This is a genomic window from Arachnia propionica (assembly GCF_900637725.1).
GTDB lineage: Bacteria > Actinomycetota > Actinomycetes > Propionibacteriales > Propionibacteriaceae > Arachnia > Arachnia propionica.
In genome coordinates, this window is sequence record NZ_LR134406.1 from 1074840 (window position 1) to 1093294 (window position 18455).

General features: G+C 63.0%; 17 protein-coding genes. 13 read left to right on the forward strand and 4 right to left on the reverse strand.

Going from position 1 to position 18455, the window contains the following annotated elements:
• The first annotated feature begins 309 nt into the window (after nt 1-309).
• Genes EL272_RS04725 through EL272_RS04750 form a run of 6 tightly spaced genes read left to right on the forward strand, consistent with a single transcriptional unit; the run spans nt 310 to nt 6189 of the window.
• Nucleotides 310-1104 carry an ATP-grasp domain-containing protein gene (locus EL272_RS04725; protein WP_014846079.1) on the forward strand — a complete coding sequence of 265 codons (795 nt, stop codon included), beginning with the start codon at nt 310-312 and terminating at the stop codon, nt 1102-1104.
• Nucleotides 1101-1910 carry an ATP-grasp domain-containing protein gene (locus tag EL272_RS04730; protein WP_014846080.1) on the forward strand — a complete coding sequence of 270 codons (810 nt, stop codon included), beginning with the start codon at nt 1101-1103 and terminating at the stop codon, nt 1908-1910. The genes EL272_RS04725 and EL272_RS04730 overlap by 4 nt, the downstream gene beginning before the upstream one ends.
• Entirely contained in the window at nt 1907-3055 is a 1149-nt protein-coding gene (locus tag EL272_RS04735) for a mannitol dehydrogenase family protein (protein ID WP_014846081.1), read from the forward strand. Before EL272_RS04730 ends, EL272_RS04735 begins: the two co-directional genes overlap by 4 nt.
• Nucleotides 3052-3846, forward strand: a complete 795-nt coding sequence (locus EL272_RS04740) for an ATP-grasp domain-containing protein (RefSeq protein ID WP_061787736.1) — start codon at nt 3052-3054, stop codon at nt 3844-3846. Before EL272_RS04735 ends, EL272_RS04740 begins: the two co-directional genes overlap by 4 nt.
• Nucleotides 3843-5333 carry an MFS transporter gene (locus EL272_RS04745; protein ID WP_014846082.1) on the forward strand — a complete coding sequence of 497 codons (1491 nt, stop codon included), beginning with the start codon at nt 3843-3845 and terminating at the stop codon, nt 5331-5333. Before EL272_RS04740 ends, EL272_RS04745 begins: the two co-directional genes overlap by 4 nt.
• A gap of 10 nt (nt 5334-5343) precedes the next feature.
• Nucleotides 5344-6189 (forward strand): ATP-grasp domain-containing protein, encoded by an 846-nt coding sequence (locus tag EL272_RS04750; RefSeq protein ID WP_014846083.1) that lies wholly within the window; start codon nt 5344-5346, stop codon nt 6187-6189.
• A 61-nt stretch (nt 6190-6250) separates the two neighbouring features.
• Here EL272_RS04750 and EL272_RS04755 read toward each other — a convergent pair whose 3' ends face one another.
• From EL272_RS04755 to EL272_RS04765, 4 genes are all read right to left on the reverse strand, one after another.
• Nucleotides 6251-7270: a zinc-dependent alcohol dehydrogenase family protein gene (locus EL272_RS04755; RefSeq protein WP_014846084.1), complete on the reverse strand. Its 1020-nt coding sequence runs from the start codon at nt 7268-7270 to the stop codon at nt 6251-6253.
• A 202-nt stretch (nt 7271-7472) separates the two neighbouring features.
• Nucleotides 7473-8357 carry an alpha/beta hydrolase gene (locus EL272_RS04760; RefSeq protein ID WP_014846085.1) on the reverse strand — a complete coding sequence of 295 codons (885 nt, stop codon included), beginning with the start codon at nt 8355-8357 and terminating at the stop codon, nt 7473-7475.
• Nucleotides 8358-8387: 30 nt separating this feature from the next.
• A complete protein-coding gene (locus EL272_RS15235) occupies nt 8388-8528 on the reverse strand; it encodes a hypothetical protein (RefSeq protein ID WP_014846086.1) in 141 nt (46 codons plus the stop codon).
• A gap of 820 nt (nt 8529-9348) precedes the next feature.
• A complete protein-coding gene (locus EL272_RS04765; RefSeq protein ID WP_014846088.1) occupies nt 9349-10137 on the reverse strand; it encodes a helix-turn-helix domain-containing protein in 789 nt (262 codons plus the stop codon).
• Nucleotides 10138-10241: 104 nt separating this feature from the next.
• On the opposite strand from EL272_RS04765, the gene EL272_RS04770 reads away from it, so the two are divergent.
• The 7 genes from EL272_RS04770 to fabD all read left to right on the forward strand — a co-directional run bounded on the left by EL272_RS04770 (nt 10242) and on the right by fabD (nt 18452).
• A complete protein-coding gene (locus EL272_RS04770; RefSeq protein ID WP_014846089.1) occupies nt 10242-11081 on the forward strand; it encodes a MerR family transcriptional regulator in 840 nt (279 codons plus the stop codon).
• 146 nt (nt 11082-11227) lie between these two features.
• Complete coding sequence (locus EL272_RS16015) at nt 11228-11479, forward strand: phosphopantetheine-binding protein (protein WP_014846090.1); 252 nt, start codon at nt 11228-11230, stop codon at nt 11477-11479.
• A 14-nt stretch (nt 11480-11493) separates the two neighbouring features.
• Nucleotides 11494-12513 (forward strand): acyltransferase domain-containing protein, encoded by a 1020-nt coding sequence (locus EL272_RS04780; protein WP_061787735.1) that lies wholly within the window; start codon nt 11494-11496, stop codon nt 12511-12513.
• Between the two features lie 2 nt (nt 12514-12515).
• Nucleotides 12516-13775, forward strand: coding sequence for a beta-ketoacyl-[acyl-carrier-protein] synthase family protein (locus tag EL272_RS04785; RefSeq protein ID WP_061787734.1), 1260 nt, complete (start codon nt 12516-12518; stop codon nt 13773-13775).
• Between the two features lie 56 nt (nt 13776-13831).
• A complete protein-coding gene (locus EL272_RS04790; protein WP_159424554.1) occupies nt 13832-14488 on the forward strand; it encodes an MBL fold metallo-hydrolase in 657 nt (218 codons plus the stop codon).
• A 428-nt stretch (nt 14489-14916) separates the two neighbouring features.
• Nucleotides 14917-16035 (forward strand): methyltransferase, encoded by a 1119-nt coding sequence (locus EL272_RS04795; protein WP_082793849.1) that lies wholly within the window; start codon nt 14917-14919, stop codon nt 16033-16035.
• A gap of 107 nt (nt 16036-16142) precedes the next feature.
• Complete coding sequence (fabD, locus tag EL272_RS04800; RefSeq protein ID WP_061787731.1) at nt 16143-18452, forward strand: ACP S-malonyltransferase; 2310 nt, start codon at nt 16143-16145, stop codon at nt 18450-18452.
• The last annotated feature ends 3 nt before the right edge of the window (nt 18453-18455 follow it).

Below are 18455 nucleotides of genomic sequence, written 5' to 3' on the forward strand. Positions count from 1 at the left end.
CGCGGCGGAGCGGACATGAGTGGCTGGCAGATCGGCCTCGTTCAAGGGAGAGCGGGATTGCTCCGATGCCTGACACCTCGTCCGGAGGTGACATTGTTGGTTCGACTTTTATGGCCGGGCCACGCGTGCGTGAAGACGTGCTTGACTGTCACGATCGGACGATAACTGACGAAAGTTAAGGGGCCGCGAGTTGGGTTGTTCGCGGCACATGGGATGGCGGTTTCCCGATCGTGACCTCTTTTTGGCCAGCCCTCCTATTTCCGGGGCGAATCCGTGGTGCTTCCTCTGTCGGTCTCTTAGGCTGCGCCCATGACCACACGAGTCCTCACGTTGGTGGACCGGCGATATCGGTCCCAGGCCCAGCCGAGCGGCATGATTGCCGCTTTGCGGGATCGCGGTGCCCATGTCGAAGAACTGGATGAGACCCAGTGCACGACCGATGAGTGGCGGGACGTTCTCGTGCGGGTGGATGTCGCCGTGGCCCGTGGCCGGCGTCCCGGAACCCTGGCCGTTCTCGCGGATGTTGCCGCTTCGGGAATACCTGTGGTCGATACGGCGGCAGCGGTTGAACAGGTGCGTGACAAGCGCATCATGACCAGGCTCCTCAGGGACACGGGCTTGGCCCGGCCGCGAACCGTGATCTGTTCACCGGAGGATCTTGCGGGCGTTGATCTGGAGTACCCCATCATCGTGAAGCCGGTGTTCGGGGACAATGCCGAGGGGATCGTCGTGCTTGAGGAGCCTGCGGATCTGCTGCGATTACGATGGTGCGATCCTGAGTTGATCGCTCAGGAATACCGGCCCGGTTCCGGGGCGGATTTGAAGCTTTATGTAATTGAAGATTTTATTGCTGCTGTTCGGCGGCCTTCCCCGATCAGCCCGTGCACGGCACGGTCCTTGGGGGGCGTGACCGTGAATGACTCACTGCGGGAGATCGTCAATCGCGTTTCGAAGGTTTTCGGGCTGCGATTCTTCGGTGTCGACTGCCTTGAGGTGGATGGGCGGCTGGAGGTTCTCGAAGTCAATGATTTCCCCAACTATTCATCCGTCCCCAACGCCTCCGAGGTGCTGGCCAGGCGTGTGTTGATGAGGGCGGTTGCGTGAGGATCGCCCTGCTGACATCCCAGCGTGTGCCTGAGCAGGATTCCCTCACCCGGGAGTGCTTGGACCTGCTGGTGCGGTGGGGAGTTCGCGTCGATGCCTGGCACGCCATTGGATGCGTCGAGTTGGGAGATGTAACGGTGGAGCACGACCTCTACCTTCTCGCGTCCCCATCCCGTGCGGTTGTCTCCTTGACCACGGGCCTGGCGGCATTGGGGGCCCGGTGCCTGAACGTCCCTGAGATGGTGAGGCTCTGCCGGGACCGGATCCGAACCGTGATGCTGCTGGCATCCGCGGGGGTCCCCACCCCCAGAACCTGGGTGGCCGGGAGCGCAGAGGATCTGATCGAGCCCCTCCGTGATGGCCCCGTCGTCCTCAGATCGGCAGAGATGAGCTGCTCCGTGGGAGCGAAGGTTCTCTGGAACGTCGACGAGGTGATCGACCTGCCGCTGCCCGAAGGAGCAACACTCGCTCAAGAAGTCCATCCCAACGATCAATACGCCCACCGGGTGTATCGGATCGGACACCAGACGTTTGCGGTGAAACGGCCCTGTTGGATGGCCTTCTCGAGTGAGACGCGGGAAGAACCCGTGCCTGCGACCGACGAGATGTGTGAGATCGCAGATCGAGTGGCGAGCATGTTCAGGAGTGAACTCTTCGGCCTGGATCTGGTGGGTGCCGAGGGACGACTGCAGGTGGTGGAGGTCTGTCCCTTTCCCCGGCTCGGTGGAGTTCCGGACGCAGCGTTGAGATTGGCCGACTACATCTATGCCCGCGGCATGGAAATCGCTGAGGAAGTCCGCCGGTGAGGGCCACCATCATCGGGGCAGGGCGCATCGCCTTGGGGCTGGCCGCTGAACAGCTCCACCAGTCAGGCTACGAGGTGACGGTGTTGGGCCGAGGACATGTCGCCGCGGCCCTGCAACATGCCCGAGTCGTAGAGGTTGAGTTGACCGACGGATGGACGATGGAACGTTTCCTGGTGCCGGTGCGTACCGTCGACCTGGCGGATCGTCGCGCAGCTGTGCAGGCCGTGTCCACCGCTGATGTGGTGGGCACCGCGGTCGGGGCACGGATGCTGCCCGCCGTGCTGGACCTCATCGCGGAGGGGCTGAAACGTGCGATTCGTCCCGTGAACGTGATCGCCTTCGAGAACCACGAGAACGCCGCTCGGATCATCCGGAAGGGCCTGAGAAGGCGGTTGGGATCGGGTGTGGATCGGCACGGGTTCACTGGGGCCGTCATCGCCCGGGCCGTGGCCCATCGTGTTTTCGCCGCGGATGGTCGTGTACGGGTCGTGGGGGACCTGCCCCGGGAAGTCGTGGTTGATGGTGCGGCTCTGGTGGATCCCGCTCCGTTGGTTCAGGACTTCATCCCGGTCGATGATTTCCGGGCCTACTATCGCCGCAAGCTCTACCGGTTCTCCGCAGGGCACGCCACGGCGGCCTATCTGGGAGGACTTAAGGGATATCGGTACCTGCACGCCGCGGCCATGGATCCGGAGATAGCCGAGGCCGTCCTGGGGGCGATGGAGGAGGGCAGGCGGGGACTTGCAGCACGCTACGGGGAGGAAGTATCCGGTACCCCGGAGGATCTTGAAGCCATCCTGTGGCGGTTCCGCAACGCGGCCCTGGGGGACACGGTCGACCGGGTGGGACGGGATGCCCTCCGCAAGCTTGGCCGGGGGGAGCGCCTGGTCGGGGCTGCCCGGCTGGCCGCCAAGGGACAGGTGCCGCCGATCCATTTGACGAGAGCCGCGGCCGCGGCTCTCGTCAGCGACCCGAGTCTTCTCGTCTCCCGGGAACGGATGATCGCCAAGGTGTCCCAGGTGACGGGTGTCGGACATCGCCACGTCGTCACCCGGATGGTGGCTCACGCATGGGGCGAGTTCACCCGGGGGGAGTCGATCAGCGCACCATTCCTTCGTCTCCCAGAAATGAGCCTTTCGATATGAGAATCTGCTTCCTGCTGACCCGCCGAGTCCCCGATGTTCCCAGTCCCGTCGTGCTGGAAGCCCAACGGCTCCTGGGAAGGATGGGACATGAGGTGACCGGATGGATTCCCGAGGACCGCCTGCTGCGTACGGATGTCCTGGCCCCGGAGGCCGATCTGTACGTGCTCAAGAGCCATACGGAGTTGGCACTCAGCTATGCCGGTGCTCTTCACGGGCAGGGGATCGCGGTGTGCAATGAATACGGAGCCTGCCTGACCGCCCAGGACAAGGTGACCGCGGGAAGACTCATGCGGGAGCTGCGTGTGCCCACCCCCGAAACATGGCTCATCGGCAGTCCCCAACAGGCGATTGGACTGCTGGCGGAAGGGCCCCTCATCATCAAACCCCACAGAGGACACCGTGGGGCGGGACTGCATCTGATCGAGGAAGCCGCGCAGTTGACCTCGATGCAGGCGCCTCCCGGGCCGCTGATCGCCCAACGCTACGTGCCTGGTCCCGGAGAGGACCTCAAGGTGTACGTCGCCGGGGAGAACGTCTGGGCGGTGCGCAAACCCTTCGATCCCCAGTCGTTCACCCGCTTCGGGCGCTCCGTTCACGTCGATGAGGAGATCAAGGACATCGCCGCACGAATCCGTTCCGGATTCGGCCTGGAACTGTTCGGATGCGATGTGATCGAGTCCCCGGACGGCCCCAGGGTGGTGGACGTCAACTACTTCCCCGGGTACAAGGGATGCCCCGATCCGGCTCCCGTGATTGCAGCCACCATCGACCGTGTGGCCCGTGGCTCATGACCCGTCGGATCATGCATCCCGAGCTCCGCAGGCGGCGTTGCCGGGCGCGCTGGATCGGTTGGTCGGTGGTCGTCGCCGTCACCGTGGCAACGTCGGCGGCTGCGATCTTGGTGGATGGAAACTGGGAATGGGCGAGCCCTGGCAACAGGCCGTGGCTGGTCCTGGGGGTCCTTCTGATCGTCGGAATGACCGTGACCCTGACCACCTGGAACACCCGTCGATGCATCCGGGCGCCCCGGCACGCGGTGCGGAACCGGAACGGCAGCGGAGGCCCCCTGGGTGTGGTGGTAGCGGAAGGTTTCCTGTCGCGCCTGGCTTTCGGGATGATCAGTTTCTCCCTGCCGTTGTATGCGCATCGCCTCGGCATGTCGATTGAGAACATCGGGGTTCTGCTGGCGACGAACACCGCCGTCGCGATCCTGTTGAAACCCATGATGGGTGCCGTCATCGACCGCATCGGAGTGCGAACCGCCTACATCGTGGCGGTGGGGTTGCGGACCGTGGTGGTGTTTTCCCTGGTGTTCGCCCAGACGCCTCTTCACCTGTTTCTCGTCCGAGGTTTGCACGGGGTTGCGATCTCCCTGCGGGATCCATCCTCCTCGACGATTCTGGCGGCCCTGGGAGGCAAGAAAGCGGTGGCTCAACGATTCTCCTGGTACCAGACCGTCAAGACGGTGGCCGGATCTGCTGGCGGGTTCTCCGCGGGGATTCTGCTGACCGCCCTCGCGGGTGACCACGCGTTCGTTTTTGCGGTCTCGGCCATTTTGTCCGGGCTTCCCATGCTGCTTGTGCTCATTGGGCTGCGAGGACCCCAGGTAACAGGTCTGAGCCGGAAACCGGAGAAGAAAACGCCGGTTCCTGTGGAACTGCGCCGGCTCATCCGGCCCTATGCGCTCCTGGGTGCGGCTATGAACGGTACGGCCTATCTCATGGCGAATCTGCTTCCACTGCTCTCCGTGTCGTACATGGGATTGTCGGAAGCAGCCGCATCATCGCTGTACGTCTTCTCCACCGCCATGTCCTTCAGTGGGCCGTTGTGGGGATGGCTGGCGGACCGGGTGAGCCTGAAGCTGGTGCTGGGGGTCAGGGCCATCGGCAATGTGTTCTCCTCCTTGGTCTGGCTGCTCTTCCCGAGCTATGCGGGCCTTGTCATCGGAAAGGTGGCGGATGACGCAGGCAAGGCTGCTTTCCGGCCGGCCTGGGGAGCGGTCATGGCCAAGGTGGCTGCTCTCGATCCGGTGCGGCGCACCCGGACACTGGCGATAATGAGCACCGCGGAGGACGCCGGGGAGTTCGGGGCGCCGATTCTGGCCGGGGTCATCTGGACAACTTTCGGGTTACCGGCGGTACTGGTGGTCAGGTTGTGCGCTGGGACGGCAACCGAAATCTACTCCTGGTGGTTGGCCAGCCACATGAAAATCGATGACGACCATTCCGTCCAAGAGTCTGACACGGAAACACCCATAGAGCCTCGTAGATCGGCGTAAGATCCGCGGCATGAGAGTCATTCTTCTGCGATCTGGGTCGTCTGGGGACTCCAATCCACTGCTGGATGCACTTGAAGCGGAGCTTCGTCTGGCCAAGGTCGCGACTATCTCGTTGTTTCCCGCAGAAATGGACTCCTCCGTTCCGATACCCCGGGCCGATGTGGCAGTGCTCAAGGACAAGACACCGGCGGGTCTGGAGTGGGGGAGGCGGCTGCACGAGGCAGGGATTCCCACGGTGAGTCCCTACCCGGTCACAGTTTTGTGCAGGGACAAGCTGAGAACCAATCAGGTACTGGCCCAAGCCGGTCTGCCCGTTCCGGAATGCCGCCCGGTGACCGGGCCGGAAGATCTGTTGCCGATGCTGGTGGATGGACCGGTGATCCTCAAGCCGCGCCGAGGTTCCCGCGGACGGGGAATCCAGGTCATTCATGACTCCACGGATGTTCCCGCGTCGTGGGGGGCGGAGGAGATGTTCGCGCAGCGCTACTACGAGCCCGAGACCTTGGATCGCAAGATCTACCGAATCGGGGAGGACGTGTTCTGCGTCGAACGGGTGTGGCCGCCAGTCACCCTGGAGGAGAAACGAGGCCGGCTGATCGAGCTGGATGCCACCACCAGAGAACTCGCAATGGAATGCGGGCGGGTGCTGGGGACCGATGTCTACGGTGTGGACGTGATAGAACACGAGGGCAGGCCGTGGGTCGTGGACCTGTCCAGTTTCCCGGGGTTCAAAGGCGTTCCGGAGGCTGGGGCTCGCATCGCCAAGGTGGTTCTTCGCGTGGCGGCCGAGGCGCGGAAGGACGATACCCCGCCGGAGTCGGCTCCGGACAATGGGACGCTCTGCCCCGTTCCCTGAAGTCTGAAGTATTGGGGATGGCCGCCCCGACCGGTTGCCCCAGGGCGGCCGCTCAACATGATCAGGGCTCGAGCAGCACCTTGATGGCTCGGCGCTCGTCCATGGCCTTGTAACCCTCGGGGGCCTCGTCGAGCGGAATCCGCTGGTCGAAAACCCTCCCCGGGTTGATCTTCCCGGCCAGGATGCGATCGATCAGGTCCGGCAGGAAACGGCGAACGGGAGCGGGCCCGCCGTGCAGGTGCACCTCGGTGCCGAACAGCAGGCCACCCGGCAGGCTCACGCCGTGGGAGACCCCGACGAAACCGACGTGCCCACCCGGGCGGCAGGCCCCGATGGCCTGCTCCATGGACTGCTGGGTGCCGACCGCCTCGACGACGCTGTGTGCGCCCAGCCCGTTGGTGAGGTCCTTCACTCGGGAGACACCCTCCTCGCCGCGTTCCTCGACGATGTCGGTGGCCCCGAACTCCTTGGCGAGTGCCTGGCGTTGCGGGTTGCGGGACATCGCGATGACCCGTTCGGCCCCCAACTCTTTGGCCGCCAGGATCGCCAGGAGGCCGACTGCGCCGTCACCCACCACCGCGACGGTCTTGCCCGGACCCGCTTCCGCGGCGACCGCCCCGAACCAGCCCGTGCCGAGCACGTCGGAGGCGGCCAGCAGCGAGGCCAGCACGTCGGGGTCCTCGGGACGCCCGCCCGGCATGACGACGAGGGTGCCGTCGGCCTGCGGGATGCGGACGAACTCCGCCTGGGTGCCGCTGACGAACCCGCCGTTGACGCAACGGGAGGGGTAACCGGAATCGCAGATCTCGCAGGTGTTGTCCGAGATGCAGAAGGATCCGACCACGAAATCACCCGGCTTCACCGTGGTCACGGCTGAACCGACCTCCACCACGGTACCGACGTACTCGTGTCCCATGGCGCGGTTCTCGGCCTTGTCGTACCCCCGGTAGGGCCACAGGTCCGAGCCGCAGATGCATGCGGCGGCAAGCTCGATTATCGCGTCGGTGGGTTCGATGATCTCGGGACGGTCCACCTCGGTGACGACCACGTCGCCCGGTGCCCGCATGATGGTTGCTCGCATGATGCCTCCTCGGTGGCGAACTGCGCAGGATGTGCGGATTTCCCATTATCTCCCCGTGACGGGAAAAGCCGCGAGGGAGCCCATGAGCACCCCTTGCCACGACGGAATCGACGCCCACGACCGCGGCAGCCTGCTTCCCGCCGACCATGCCCTGCCGGAGCCTTCCCCGCGTGAACGATCCAGTCGGGAGGGACACCTTCCCCTATTCCGGAGCCGTTTCCAGGAATCTGGCCACCCTGGCGATGTATCCGGGGCGGTCTACGAAATAGCCGCCGCAGTGATCGGCGCCCTCGAAGGCGACGAGTTCGACCTCCCCCGGGCCGGCCGCCTCCGCCAACTGCCGGGCGTGTTCGTAGGGGATGATCCGATCCTTTGTGCCGTGCAGCAGCAGAACCGGGCGAGGAGACAGCGAACTCATGGCGTCGACGGGACGCACCTGCTTGAACGCGTAGCCGCAGAAAACCCGGTTCACCAGGTCGGCCACCGGCAACAGAAGGCCTCCGGGAAGCCGGTAACGCCTGTAATTCGCCGCGATCACCCCCGACATGGTCGCGAACGGGGAATCGAGCACCAAGGCCTCGATGCGCGGGTCGCGGGCGGCCGTGAGGATGGCGGTTGACGCGCCCATGGAGAAGGCCATCACCGCGATCCGTTTCCCGGGGTGGGACCGGGCCACCCAGTCCAGCGCGGCGGTCAGGTCGGCCTGTTCGTAGTGGGCCAGGGACTGTCGGCCGTTCCCGGAGTCACCGTTGCCCCGGAAGTCGAAGAGCAGGACGTTGTGGCCCGCGCGCCACAGGCCAGGACCGATCCCCAGCATGTCGGCTTTGTTGCTCCGGTGGCCGTGGCAGCAGATCACCACGCTCCGGGAGCTGGGGCTGTCCAGCCACCAACCTGCCAAGGACACCCCGTCGGATGTGGTGAAGGAGACCTCCTCTGCCGGTACCCCCACCTCGAAGGGGGTGAACGTGTACGGCGGCCAGGGGCGTCTCGGGGCGTTCAGCGTCCAGGCCGTGTACCCGGCGATGGTCCCCGCACCCAGACCAAGGGCAGCGGCGATCCAGCGTCCGGTCCTCGTGAGTCGTCCCATGTCCTTGTCCTTTCCAGCTGCAAGGCCACGCTATCCCGCCCGGAAACGCCTGCTCGCGGTGGACGCGGTTTCGGACATCCCACCCATGCGTTCGACCTCGTGCTGTGTGCAGCGCGGGTGCTGGGTTACCTCGTGGGGTGCTACGCGTTTCGTGGGCAGCAGCCAAACCATGATCCGAGTTTTCACTACCGTCAACAAAACTCATAGCAGTCCAATCACCAGCCGGTGGCCCTCGGAGTCCAGAGCCTACGCCGCGACGTTGAGCTTCCAGCGCGAAGAATGAGCCAATAGCGATGGGGCCCCGACAGCTGTCGGGGCCCCATTTTGCTATCCGGGTGGTCGAAAGATCAGATGATCCGGAACGAAGCAGCACCTCCGTCGGCTGAGCGAGAGCGGCTGCTTGACGCCAACATCGTGTTGTTCAATAGATGTCCAGTTGCCGGATACCTAATGAACGACAACGTTGTTCTCGTCGTCCGCGCAGTCACGTCGCTGGACCGTGAGGGTTGTTCAAGGGCGCTCCCAACACGAACCTGACAAGGTATGATGCTGAATGACTGACAGATCCTGAATAAGCCTCTGTGTGTATCCGGTTGTGCCCTGACCTGTTGATAACTCCGACGTGCCACGTGGGCGGCTGGAGCTGGGCCAACGATAACGAGGTGCTAAACGCAGTCTCAGTCCTTCAATCCAACTGCGGCGTGCGGTGCCGCTATCAGGACTGTGAGTCGTTCCGTGGATGAGTTGTGTTGCATCCCTCGACTGTGAGGAACGGAATGAGTGCGGTGCGGTCCCGCTGAGCTGAGGCTCAGCCCCAATTCCACCAATTCCAGGGGAAGGACGTGTCGGTGGGGGCGTTGGTCGTGACGATGATCGTGAACATTGTGCATCTTCCTTTCTCGGGTCCTGAGGTTGCCTTCCGGCTGACCTCTTGGACTCGATTCAAGATGCTGACGTAGCGTCAAAGTCAAGCCCCTGGTGCGACATGACGTCACTTTGGGGCTTGGGAGGGGTCAGGACTCTCACCGTCTGACGACCGCAGGCGCTTCCGAGCGCTTGTGATCACAGTGAGCTGGGCCTCGTTGTAGGTGAACTCCTCCATGGCGGAGGCGAGGGCAAGTGCCTTCTCACTTGTGGGGGCGAATCGAGCACGGATCGGGCCAAGGACCCTGACGTAGTCATCGACCAGTACCGCGATCTCTTCTGGGGAGGCGTCTGGCTCAAGGACTTCCAGTCTCGTATCCAGCTCCCGGAGCTCTCGGAACCCAGGGTCGTCATGTTTTTCGATGAAAGCTCGGGTGAGCTTCTCGTACTTGAGTCGATCAGGGTCGTCGGCGAACGCCGCGAGTAGTTCGATTTCAAGTTTCAACCGGTCCTCGACGTCGAGTCCGGACTGCGCGTCTGCCCAGGCGCGCTCTAGATCGGCGAATTCGATGGCAACGTCGAGTGGGGCTTGGGCGTTTTGGATCTCCTCGATCTTGGCCCGCTTTTCCTGGAGCTCATCGATCTGCTGGGTGAGGACTTGCCGTTGCGCGTCCAGGGCTGCTGTGGCTTCAGGGCTCGTTGGGTCGTCCATGATCTGACGCACGTGCCGAAGGTCGAACCCGAGCCCCGTCAACCGCTTGATCCGGATCAGGTCGATGATGTCCATGACGTTGAACAGACGGTAATTCCCGGAGGTCCGCTCCGCCTCCGGCAGGAGGCCGATGCTTTCGTAGTAGCGCAGAGTGCGTGGGGTGAGCCCAACCATGCGAGCCGCGTCCTTGATCGAGAAGTCCATTCGTGAGTTCCCTTTCCCGTCGTGCCGGCTGGTCGGGAGTTTACCGTCGGAGGGTGGCCTCACTAGGTTGACCTTGACGTAACGTCACGGTGGATGCTGTCGGCATGTCCATCAACAACGACCTGAGCAACGAGATGTCGCCCGGTGCGCCGCCGAACCGGTCGGGCGAGCAGGCAGCCTTGACGGGGCTCACGTGGAGCACGCAGGCGATCAGCGACTTGGTGGGCATCACGGTTCGTACCTTGAGGTACTACCACCAAATCGGTCTGCTCCGAGAGCCCAAACGGACGACGAAGGGACTCCTGTACGACGAGACCCATCTGCTCACCCTGCTGCGCATCAAGCGTTTCTCGATGATGTCGCTCACCCTCGACGAGATCGCCGATATCATCCACACGCCGACCAGCCCTCGCGCCCGTCGCATCCTCTTGGAACTGGACCAGGCCTTGGCGGACCGGGTTGCGGAAATCGAGAGTCAGCGTCGCGTGATCGAGGAGTGTTTGCGCGACAACACCCCGGTGGATGTCCTGCCCAGGTTCGCGCGGCATCTCGCCGCGCTGCGGCGGTTGGGAAATTACGACACCACAGCTGCCGACAAGGCGCTGGAAGAACTGGCCGCCGGGTACGGCAGTGAAGAGGTCGCGAGGGTGGTGGATGCGGTGATCCAGGACCCGATAATTTCCCGCCTGTCCGTGCTTGAAGAGAGGCTGCGTCGAATCAACGAGGACTCGGGGGAGCCAGAGTTGACCGACTTGGCGAAGGACTACGGGCGACTACTCGTTGATCTCTACACCGTTAATGCTCAAGCGGGTCTGAAGTCAGTCTCTGGGCATGACTTGGTCGAGGCCATTGGGTTGGCTGAGTCTACTGCGAACGAGCGAGAACGAGAGGTCCTGAAGCGAGCTCTCACGGTCCTCGCGGCACATGTCGACGGTGCCGGCTAGTTCTTTCGGCCCATGCGTAAGTCCCTAGTCTGGGATTCGCAAGCCGGTGATCGCGATAGCAGGACAATGCCTGGTTGTCGCATCTCAAAGAGTTTCACCCTGTGGCGGCCGGTGAGGTGCCGCTAGATCAAAACTGGAGGAGTCCAATGTCCATTTCAGACCTTGAAGCTACGCTAATTGATGTCATCGCGGAGATACTTCCCGATGTCGACCTAGCCAGTATTCATCCTGAGTCAACTCTCGTGGAGCTGGGCGCCAACTCTGTCGATCGAATGGAGATCATCTCCGAGCTCCTGGAAGTGTGTGGGGCTCGGGTACCGATGGTTGAGTTCGTTGGCGCATCGACTGTGCGAGAGATCGCCCGCCGGGCGGGTGCTAAGTCTCCCGCCATGGTTTAGCTCCGGAGCCAACCGTGGTGACTCGGCTGATACCCCATGTAGTGTTCCTGCTCGGAGGGCAGGGCTCCCAGTATTTCGGGATGGCCCGTTCCCTCTACGAGAAGGATGCACGGTTCCGGGCTCTCCAGGAGGAGTTGGACGAGATCGCCACTCTTGCATGTGGCCGATCACCACTGTCCTACCTGCATCGTTCGCGGATCGGTGGTCCGTGCGACGACCTTGAGCTAACCAGCCTGGGGCTTTTCATGGTGGAATACGGCTTAGCCGTGCGACTGCGGGACCACGGCTTGGAGCCTGACATTATTGTCGGGGCAAGTCTCGGGGAGTTCATCTCATTGGCCGTCTCTGGTATGGCAGATCCCCACATGGCCCTCGGTTTCATTGCCCGCTTCACACGAGCCATCCCGAGCGTACTCCCGGCAGGCGGGATGACCGCGGTGCTTGGCTCCTTGGAAGCCGTGACTGCTGCCGTGAAGAGTGACGAGGTGTCGCTGGCCTCCGTAAACAGTGACCAGCACGTAGTCCTCTCCGGCAAGTCGAGTGCGTTGGCGGATGTGTCCAGGCGTCTTGCGATCTCGGGGGCCATCTGCTGTGAGCTTCCCGTGAGATATCCATTCCATTCTTCCGCCTGCGATTCCTTGGATGCCTTAATGCGACGACTCATCGACGGTTATAGCCTTGGCTTCTCAGCGGCCGATCGAGTGTCGGTGACGGGCCCCGAGACCTGGTCGTCATCGATTGCCGGTCCTAGAACGTCCTTCTCGGGCACGGCAGCGTGGGAGGCGATTGCTCGCCCCATACGTTTCTCAGAGACGATCCGCGCCCTCCCGAAGTACGAGAGCAACCTCTATGTCGATCTCACCCCGTCCGGGTCCCTGGCGGCGGCTCTGAAATCGATGCGGGTGGTGCGTGCGGTTCACTCCATCGTCACCCCATTTGGTCGCGATCCCGAGATGCTCTCGGATGTGCTGCGGGAGGCGAAGGAACTGGGTGTCCTTCGTGGCGGGCGTGCTGAGTTCGACGAGGAGGACTGAGCATGGCTGAATCCGCGATCGTGATCACGGGGATTGGGGCGCAGTCCGCAGCTGGTTCCGGGGTCGATAGCCTCGCGACGGCCTTGCGACTGGGTACGCCCTTGGTGAGTCTGACGGACCCGGAAGACGGACTGCCCGTTGAGACGGGACTACGCGCTCGCCTTCCTGGAACCTTGGCGGATGCGATCTCGCAGGTGGGGTTGGATGCCGCGATGGCGCAAGTGGTTCGGCGGGTCAGCGCCCGTGATCCGCGGTATGTCGGCTTCAGTCTGCTTTCCGTCGTTGAGGCGGCGAAGGAGGCACACCTCGACGAGGTGGCAGATCGGCGCCGGATCGCAGTCATCGTGGCCGGGGACGGGATGACGCTCGAGGCGGCTCACACCATGGCCAAAAAGCACGCTGATTCGCCCTTGCGGGTTCGCCCCACCTACGCCCATCGGATGTGGGCAACGGACCTGCTTGGCCTGGTCAGCGATGTCGTGAAGACTCAAGGCGAAGGGGTGGTCGTCAGCGGTGCATCGGCTAGCGGCAATCTGGGGATCATGACCGCCACCCGACTGCTGAACGACGGTGCTGCTGATGTCTGCCTCGTTGTGGCGACTATGAACGAGCTGACGAACGTGGAAGTCATGGGGTTCCACGCTCTGGGGACGTTGGCGCGCGTGGCTTCGCCGGCGGCCACATCGTGCCGACCCTTCGATGTGGCGCACTCGGGGCTCGTGCTCGGGGAAGGGGCTGCGACGCTGATCCTGGAACGTCGGGCTCACGCTGAGCACCGCGGGAGACGCGCGTTGGCAACAGTGTTGAGCGGCGCTTCCGCGCTGCACTGCACCCGTCAGACTCAGCCTTCGCCAGAGGCTGAGCGTTACGTGATGCAGGAGGCTCTGCGTCGAGCCGGCCTCGACCCCGGAACCGTGGATCTCGTGAGTACTCATGGGACGGGTACCCCTGCAGGGGATGAGGCGGAAGCTGAGGCCATCCGGGACGTGTTCGATGGTGAAGGACCCTGGATCGCGGCCACGAAGGCAGTGCTCGGTCACTGTCTGGGGGCTGCCTCTGCCTTGGCGGCGGTTGCTTGCGTTCTCCAGATTCAGGAGCAGACAGTTTTCCCGAGCGCGAATCTGACCCAACCTCTCATTCCGCTCAGGTACGCACCCAAGACGGCGGAACCCTGGCGTGTTGGCGTCGCCATGGTCAATGCCTTCGCCTTCGGCGGGCTGAATACCTGTGTACTCCTGGGGCCTCCGGGGCCATGCCCATGAGCTTGGGGCAGCGTCAGCCCGCCGTGCGTTGCAGCGAGCATCTCGAGGCGCACCAAGTGCGAGTCTCGCAGGAGCGGTTCATCAATTACTCCTATGTGGTGATAGACCGCTCCTCAGGGAGCGGGAAAGCGGCGCTCATCGACCCGGCTTGGGAGCCCGAGACCCTCCGAGAGGTGTGCCGTCGCGCAGGGGCACGCCCATCGGTGATCCTCGTCACTCACGCTCACTGGGATCACACGAACCTGGCCGACATCCTGTCGCATGAGTTCAAGATCCCGGTGCTTATGAGCGCCATGGAGGTCGCCGCGTCTGGCTTCTCAGCAACCCGCCTCGACACGTTCGACGACGGCTCGGCCATCCCTATCGGGGGATCGACGATACGCGCCCTCGTCACACCCGGTCATACGCGGGGGAGCGCCTGCTTCCTCACGGGCGGTGAGTTGTTCACGGGGGATACGGTGTTCATGGAGGGTGTCGGTGTCTGCGAGGAGTACCACGGAGCCGCATCAGACATGTTCCGCAGTGTCAGGCGCCTGCGCAGGGTGATCCCGCCGCAAGTGCGCGTATTCCCAGGGCACCGGTATGGCCTACCCATAGGTCTGCCCCTGGAACAGGTACTCCTCCACAACTTCTACTTCTGCATCGAGGACGAACGTCAGTTCGTCGATTTTCGGATGCGTCGCTCCGCCGCGCGGAGCCTTCCCTTCCTGTAACACCACGCCGATCGGGTGAGCCGTCTCGTCGCCTGGCCTGACTCCGAAGACGGAGTGTCTGCGGCAGCGCTTGACATTGACACTGCGTCAAAGCCGAAGGTTAATGTGTCAGGCCTTTAAGTAGGCAGGAGATTCGCTCTCGAAAGGACGATCACATGGGTGTCTCGACGTCGGTTCGACATAGCGCCGTGGCCATAGTTCCGCACCATGACATGTCCCCAGAGCGAATAGTAGAACGCATGTTTGCAGGGCTGCATGAAGCCGGCGTATCGGAGATACAAAGTCGGCCTATCGCGCTCGGAGCGGCCATTGCAGAGTGGATTTCATCGGAACTCGATATGGGAGGCGAGCAGGTTTTGGGTGTAGGGCCAGCACTTTATAGAAGCCGCCACGCCTGACCGCTCAAATCGTTAGTCAAGAAGGGAAAAATGATGCACAAGATCGACGCCAGAATGGTGGTCCCAGAAACTGCCGCCAGCGAGCAGCCCACCCTGCCGTCGCCTCCGCCTGGTTGGGGAGCAGCCCCGCCCCCGAGCGAGGCCGACGTACGTCTGGCTGCGGAGTCCGGGTTTGGTTGTCTGAGTGCTCACGTCGTCGGTGCTGCAGTGCGCCTCGGAGTCCTGGATGCTATCGCCGAGACTGGGACCACCTCTGATGAGGTAGCTGACGCCTGCGGCGCACAGCCCCGTGCCATGAGGCGGCTCATGCGGGCGTTGGTCGGGCTAGGCTTCCTTGAGGCCAAAGGGGACGCGTATCACCTCACGACCGCAGCACGCCTCGTGCGCCGAAGCAACCCGATGTCCCTAGCGCCGATCATCTCCTTCATGACGGAGCCGTTCACTGTCCGTGCATGGGAAGGACTCACGGAAGCCGTCCGCACAGGAGAGCCAGTATTCGCTTCCTATTTCGGCAAGCCGTTCTTCGAGTATCTCGAGGATGATGACGCTTTCGCGAAGCGCTTTAACGAGGGCATGACCCTCATGGGCGGCTTCCAGCCCCTGGAACATATGTATAACTTCTCCCGATTCAAGAACATAGTTGACGTCGGGGGTGGGGAAGGGGCCCTCCTTTCTAGAATCATGGCGAAGAACCCAATGATTCATGGCACCGTCTTGGACACGGAAGCGGCGATCATTAAGGCGCGCGAGGTCATGGCCAGCGCGAACGTCGCGGACCGCTTTACCGGGAAAGTGGGTGACTTCTTCCAGGCTGTTCCCAAGGGAGGTGACCTTTACATGATGAAGGGTATTCTCCACGACTGGAGTGATGACAAGGCCACCGAGATTCTGCGAACGGTCCGCGCAGCCATGACCCCGGACTCCCAACTCCTCCTGATTGAAGGCGTCATCGACGACGCCGGACTCGAAGCGGAGCGCACCCAGTACCTGATGGACCTCAACATGCTGGTCAACTTCGGTGGCACGGAGCGTACGGCTGACGAGCATCGGGCCCTCTTGGCTGCGGCGGGGTTCCAGCCACCGTCCTTCAACTACGCCCCGCCGCCACTGGGAATCGCCTTCATTGAGGCTCGCCCAGCGAATCGGTGAAGTCGAGGTCGGCGTTTGGGTCACCACGCCACCTGAGGCCCACCCCAGCCCCGCCGTTTCCATCATGATCCACGACAACTGTTCTTCCATAGGGAGAGGAAAACAAGATGACCGTCGCTTTGTTCCCTGGACAGGGATCCCAGTTTCGCGGCATGGGCCATGAACTGTTCGATCAGTTCCCTGCCCTTGAGGCAACCGCTGATGCCGTCCTTGGGTATTCCATACGTGAACTTTGCGTCGAGGACCCGAGAGGGCAGCTCGATTTCACGCTCTACACGCAACCGGCGCTGTATGTCGTCAACGCCATGACGCACCTGGCACGAATGGCAGCAGGTGCAGCGTCGCCGCAGTACGCAGCGGGGCACAGCCTTGGTGAGTACAACGCGCTCCTGGCTGCTGGTGCCTACGACTTCGAGACCGGGCTTCGCCTGGTTAAGCGCAGGGCCGAGTTGATGAGCCGGGCGAGTGGCGGTGGGATGGCGGCGGTCCTTGGAAAGACTGGAGCAGAGATCCGTGAAGTGATGGGCTCGGCGGGAATCACCGACGTCGATATCGCCAACCTTAACACCCCAAATCAGATTGTCTTGTCTGGCCGTGAAGAGCGCATAGCCGAGATTCAGGGTGTTTTCCAGGCGGCCGGGGCCCGCTACGTGCAACTCCGGGTCACGGGGGCGTTCCATTCCCGTTACATGCGTGAAGCCGAGAGGGACTTCGGGGCTTTCGTGAATCAGTTCGAATTCCGACCCCTGGCCTTCCCGGTCATCGCTAACGTCACGGCTCGTCCCTACGTCCGCGGCCGCGTGAAGGACACTCTGGTCACCCAGATCAGCAGCCCGGTCAAATGGTGTGAATCCATTCGCTATCTGCTGGGCAAGGGCCAAAACGAGTTCGTACAAGATGGTCCCGGCGACGTCCTGACCAACATGCTGCGCGCTATCCAGCGGCAGACCACCCCCCTCATCGTCGACGATGAGCCTGAAGATGTGATGGAGCCTGAGCAGGTGGAGGTTCGGCCACAGCCGAGCTTCGCGCGTGACCAGACGCCCACCCCTCCTCGACCTACGGGTCCCGGAGCGCGATTGGGCAGCGAGTCCTTCAAACTCGCCCTCGGCACTTCGATGGCCCTCGTAACGGGGGGTATGTATCGGGGCATCTCAACGCCTGAGCTGCTAACGAAGGTCGCCAGGGCCGGCATGCTTGGCTTCTACGGCACCAGCGGGCAGAGCGATGCTGAGATCAATGACGCGATTCGACACCTCAACGACGAACTGGGGGTAGGCGGCCGATTTGGGGCCAGCGTCACCTACCGCACAGGCTCGGATGAGCGCGAGACCGCCCTCATCGATCTCCTGCTCAGGCAAGGGGTCCGGTTCCTTGAGGCTTCCGGATACGTCAGCGTCACCGCTTCCTTGGTGCGTTACCGGCTCTGTGGGGTTCACCGCTCCTCGACTCAGGATGTGATCGTTCCCAACCGGGTCCTAGCGAAGGTGTCTCGTCCCGAGGTGGCGGAGGCGTTCCTCAAACCCTGCCCCGAACCGTTGGTGGCCCAGCTGCGCAGCCAAGGATTGATCACGGCAGAGGAAGCCGAACTTGCGTCACGGATTCCTGTGGCCTCGGACCTGACCGTCGTCGCAGATTCCGCGAGCCACACCGACCGGGGCGTCGCCACGGCTCTGTTCCCGGCGATCACTCGAGTGCGGGATGACGCGGTGGCTTCCCGCGGCTGGAAAGACCCCATCCATGTCGGTCTGGCCGGCGGTATCGGAACGCCGAGTGCCGCAGCAGCCGCATTCATCATGGGCGCTGACTACGTCTTGACGGGCTCGATCAACCAGTGCACGGTGGAGGCCGGAACCAGCGACATCGTCAAGTCGATACTTCAGTCGCTAAACGTTCAAGACACCTCTTACGCACCTGCCGGTGACCTCCTGGACTTCGGTTCGGAGATGCAGGTTGTGCGCCGGGGTGTGCTCTTCCCCGCCCGCGCGCGCAAGCTCCACGACCTGTACCGGCGGCACTCTGCGATCGACGAGATCGACCCCCGCACCTCTGAGCAGCTGGAGTCGCGGTACTTCCGCCGCCCGTTGGCCGAGGTCCTCGAGCAGTGTCTGGCCCAGCTCCCCGCAGATGAAGCCGCTGCGGTGCGCAAGGACCCCAGGCAGAGCATGAAGCGCATCTTCCAGTGGTATTTCGATCGTGCTACCGAATTAGCTCTTGCAGGCGAGTCATCGGAACAGGTTGATTTCCAGATCCCCTGCGGTCCCGCCCTGGGCGCCTTTAACCAGTGGGTCAAGGGCAGCGAACTGGAGGACTGGCATCAGAGGCACGTCGACGACATCAACTGCCGTCTCATGGATGGCGCCGCCGAACTGCTGGCTGCCCGCGCTGCACAACTCCAGGCTGTCGACGGTAGGTGATCG

Excerpts from the sequence above, each read along its gene's own strand:
- EL272_RS04725 (WP_014846079.1), top strand. The coding sequence starts at position 310 with ATGACCACACGAGTCCTCACGTTGGTGGACCGGCGATATCGGTCCCAG.
- EL272_RS04740 (WP_061787736.1), top strand. The coding sequence starts at position 3,052 with ATGAGAATCTGCTTCCTGCTGACCCGCCGAGTCCCCGATGTTCCCAGT.
- EL272_RS04745 (WP_014846082.1), top strand. The coding sequence starts at position 3,843 with ATGACCCGTCGGATCATGCATCCCGAGCTCCGCAGGCGGCGTTGCCGG.
- EL272_RS04750 (WP_014846083.1), top strand. The coding sequence starts at position 5,344 with ATGAGAGTCATTCTTCTGCGATCTGGGTCGTCTGGGGACTCCAATCCA.
- EL272_RS04755 (WP_014846084.1), bottom strand. The coding sequence starts at position 7,270 with ATGCGAGCAACCATCATGCGGGCACCGGGCGACGTGGTCGTCACCGAG.
- EL272_RS04760 (WP_014846085.1), bottom strand. The coding sequence starts at position 8,357 with ATGGGACGACTCACGAGGACCGGACGCTGGATCGCCGCTGCCCTTGGT.
- EL272_RS15235 (WP_014846086.1), bottom strand. The coding sequence starts at position 8,528 with ATGGTTTGGCTGCTGCCCACGAAACGCGTAGCACCCCACGAGGTAACC.
- EL272_RS04765 (WP_014846088.1), bottom strand. The coding sequence starts at position 10,137 with ATGGACTTCTCGATCAAGGACGCGGCTCGCATGGTTGGGCTCACCCCA.
- EL272_RS04770 (WP_014846089.1), top strand. The coding sequence starts at position 10,242 with ATGTCCATCAACAACGACCTGAGCAACGAGATGTCGCCCGGTGCGCCG.
- EL272_RS16015 (WP_014846090.1), top strand. The coding sequence starts at position 11,228 with ATGTCCATTTCAGACCTTGAAGCTACGCTAATTGATGTCATCGCGGAG.
- EL272_RS04785 (WP_061787734.1), top strand. The coding sequence starts at position 12,516 with ATGGCTGAATCCGCGATCGTGATCACGGGGATTGGGGCGCAGTCCGCA.
- EL272_RS04795 (WP_082793849.1), top strand. The coding sequence starts at position 14,917 with ATGATGCACAAGATCGACGCCAGAATGGTGGTCCCAGAAACTGCCGCC.
- fabD (WP_061787731.1), top strand. The coding sequence starts at position 16,143 with ATGACCGTCGCTTTGTTCCCTGGACAGGGATCCCAGTTTCGCGGCATG.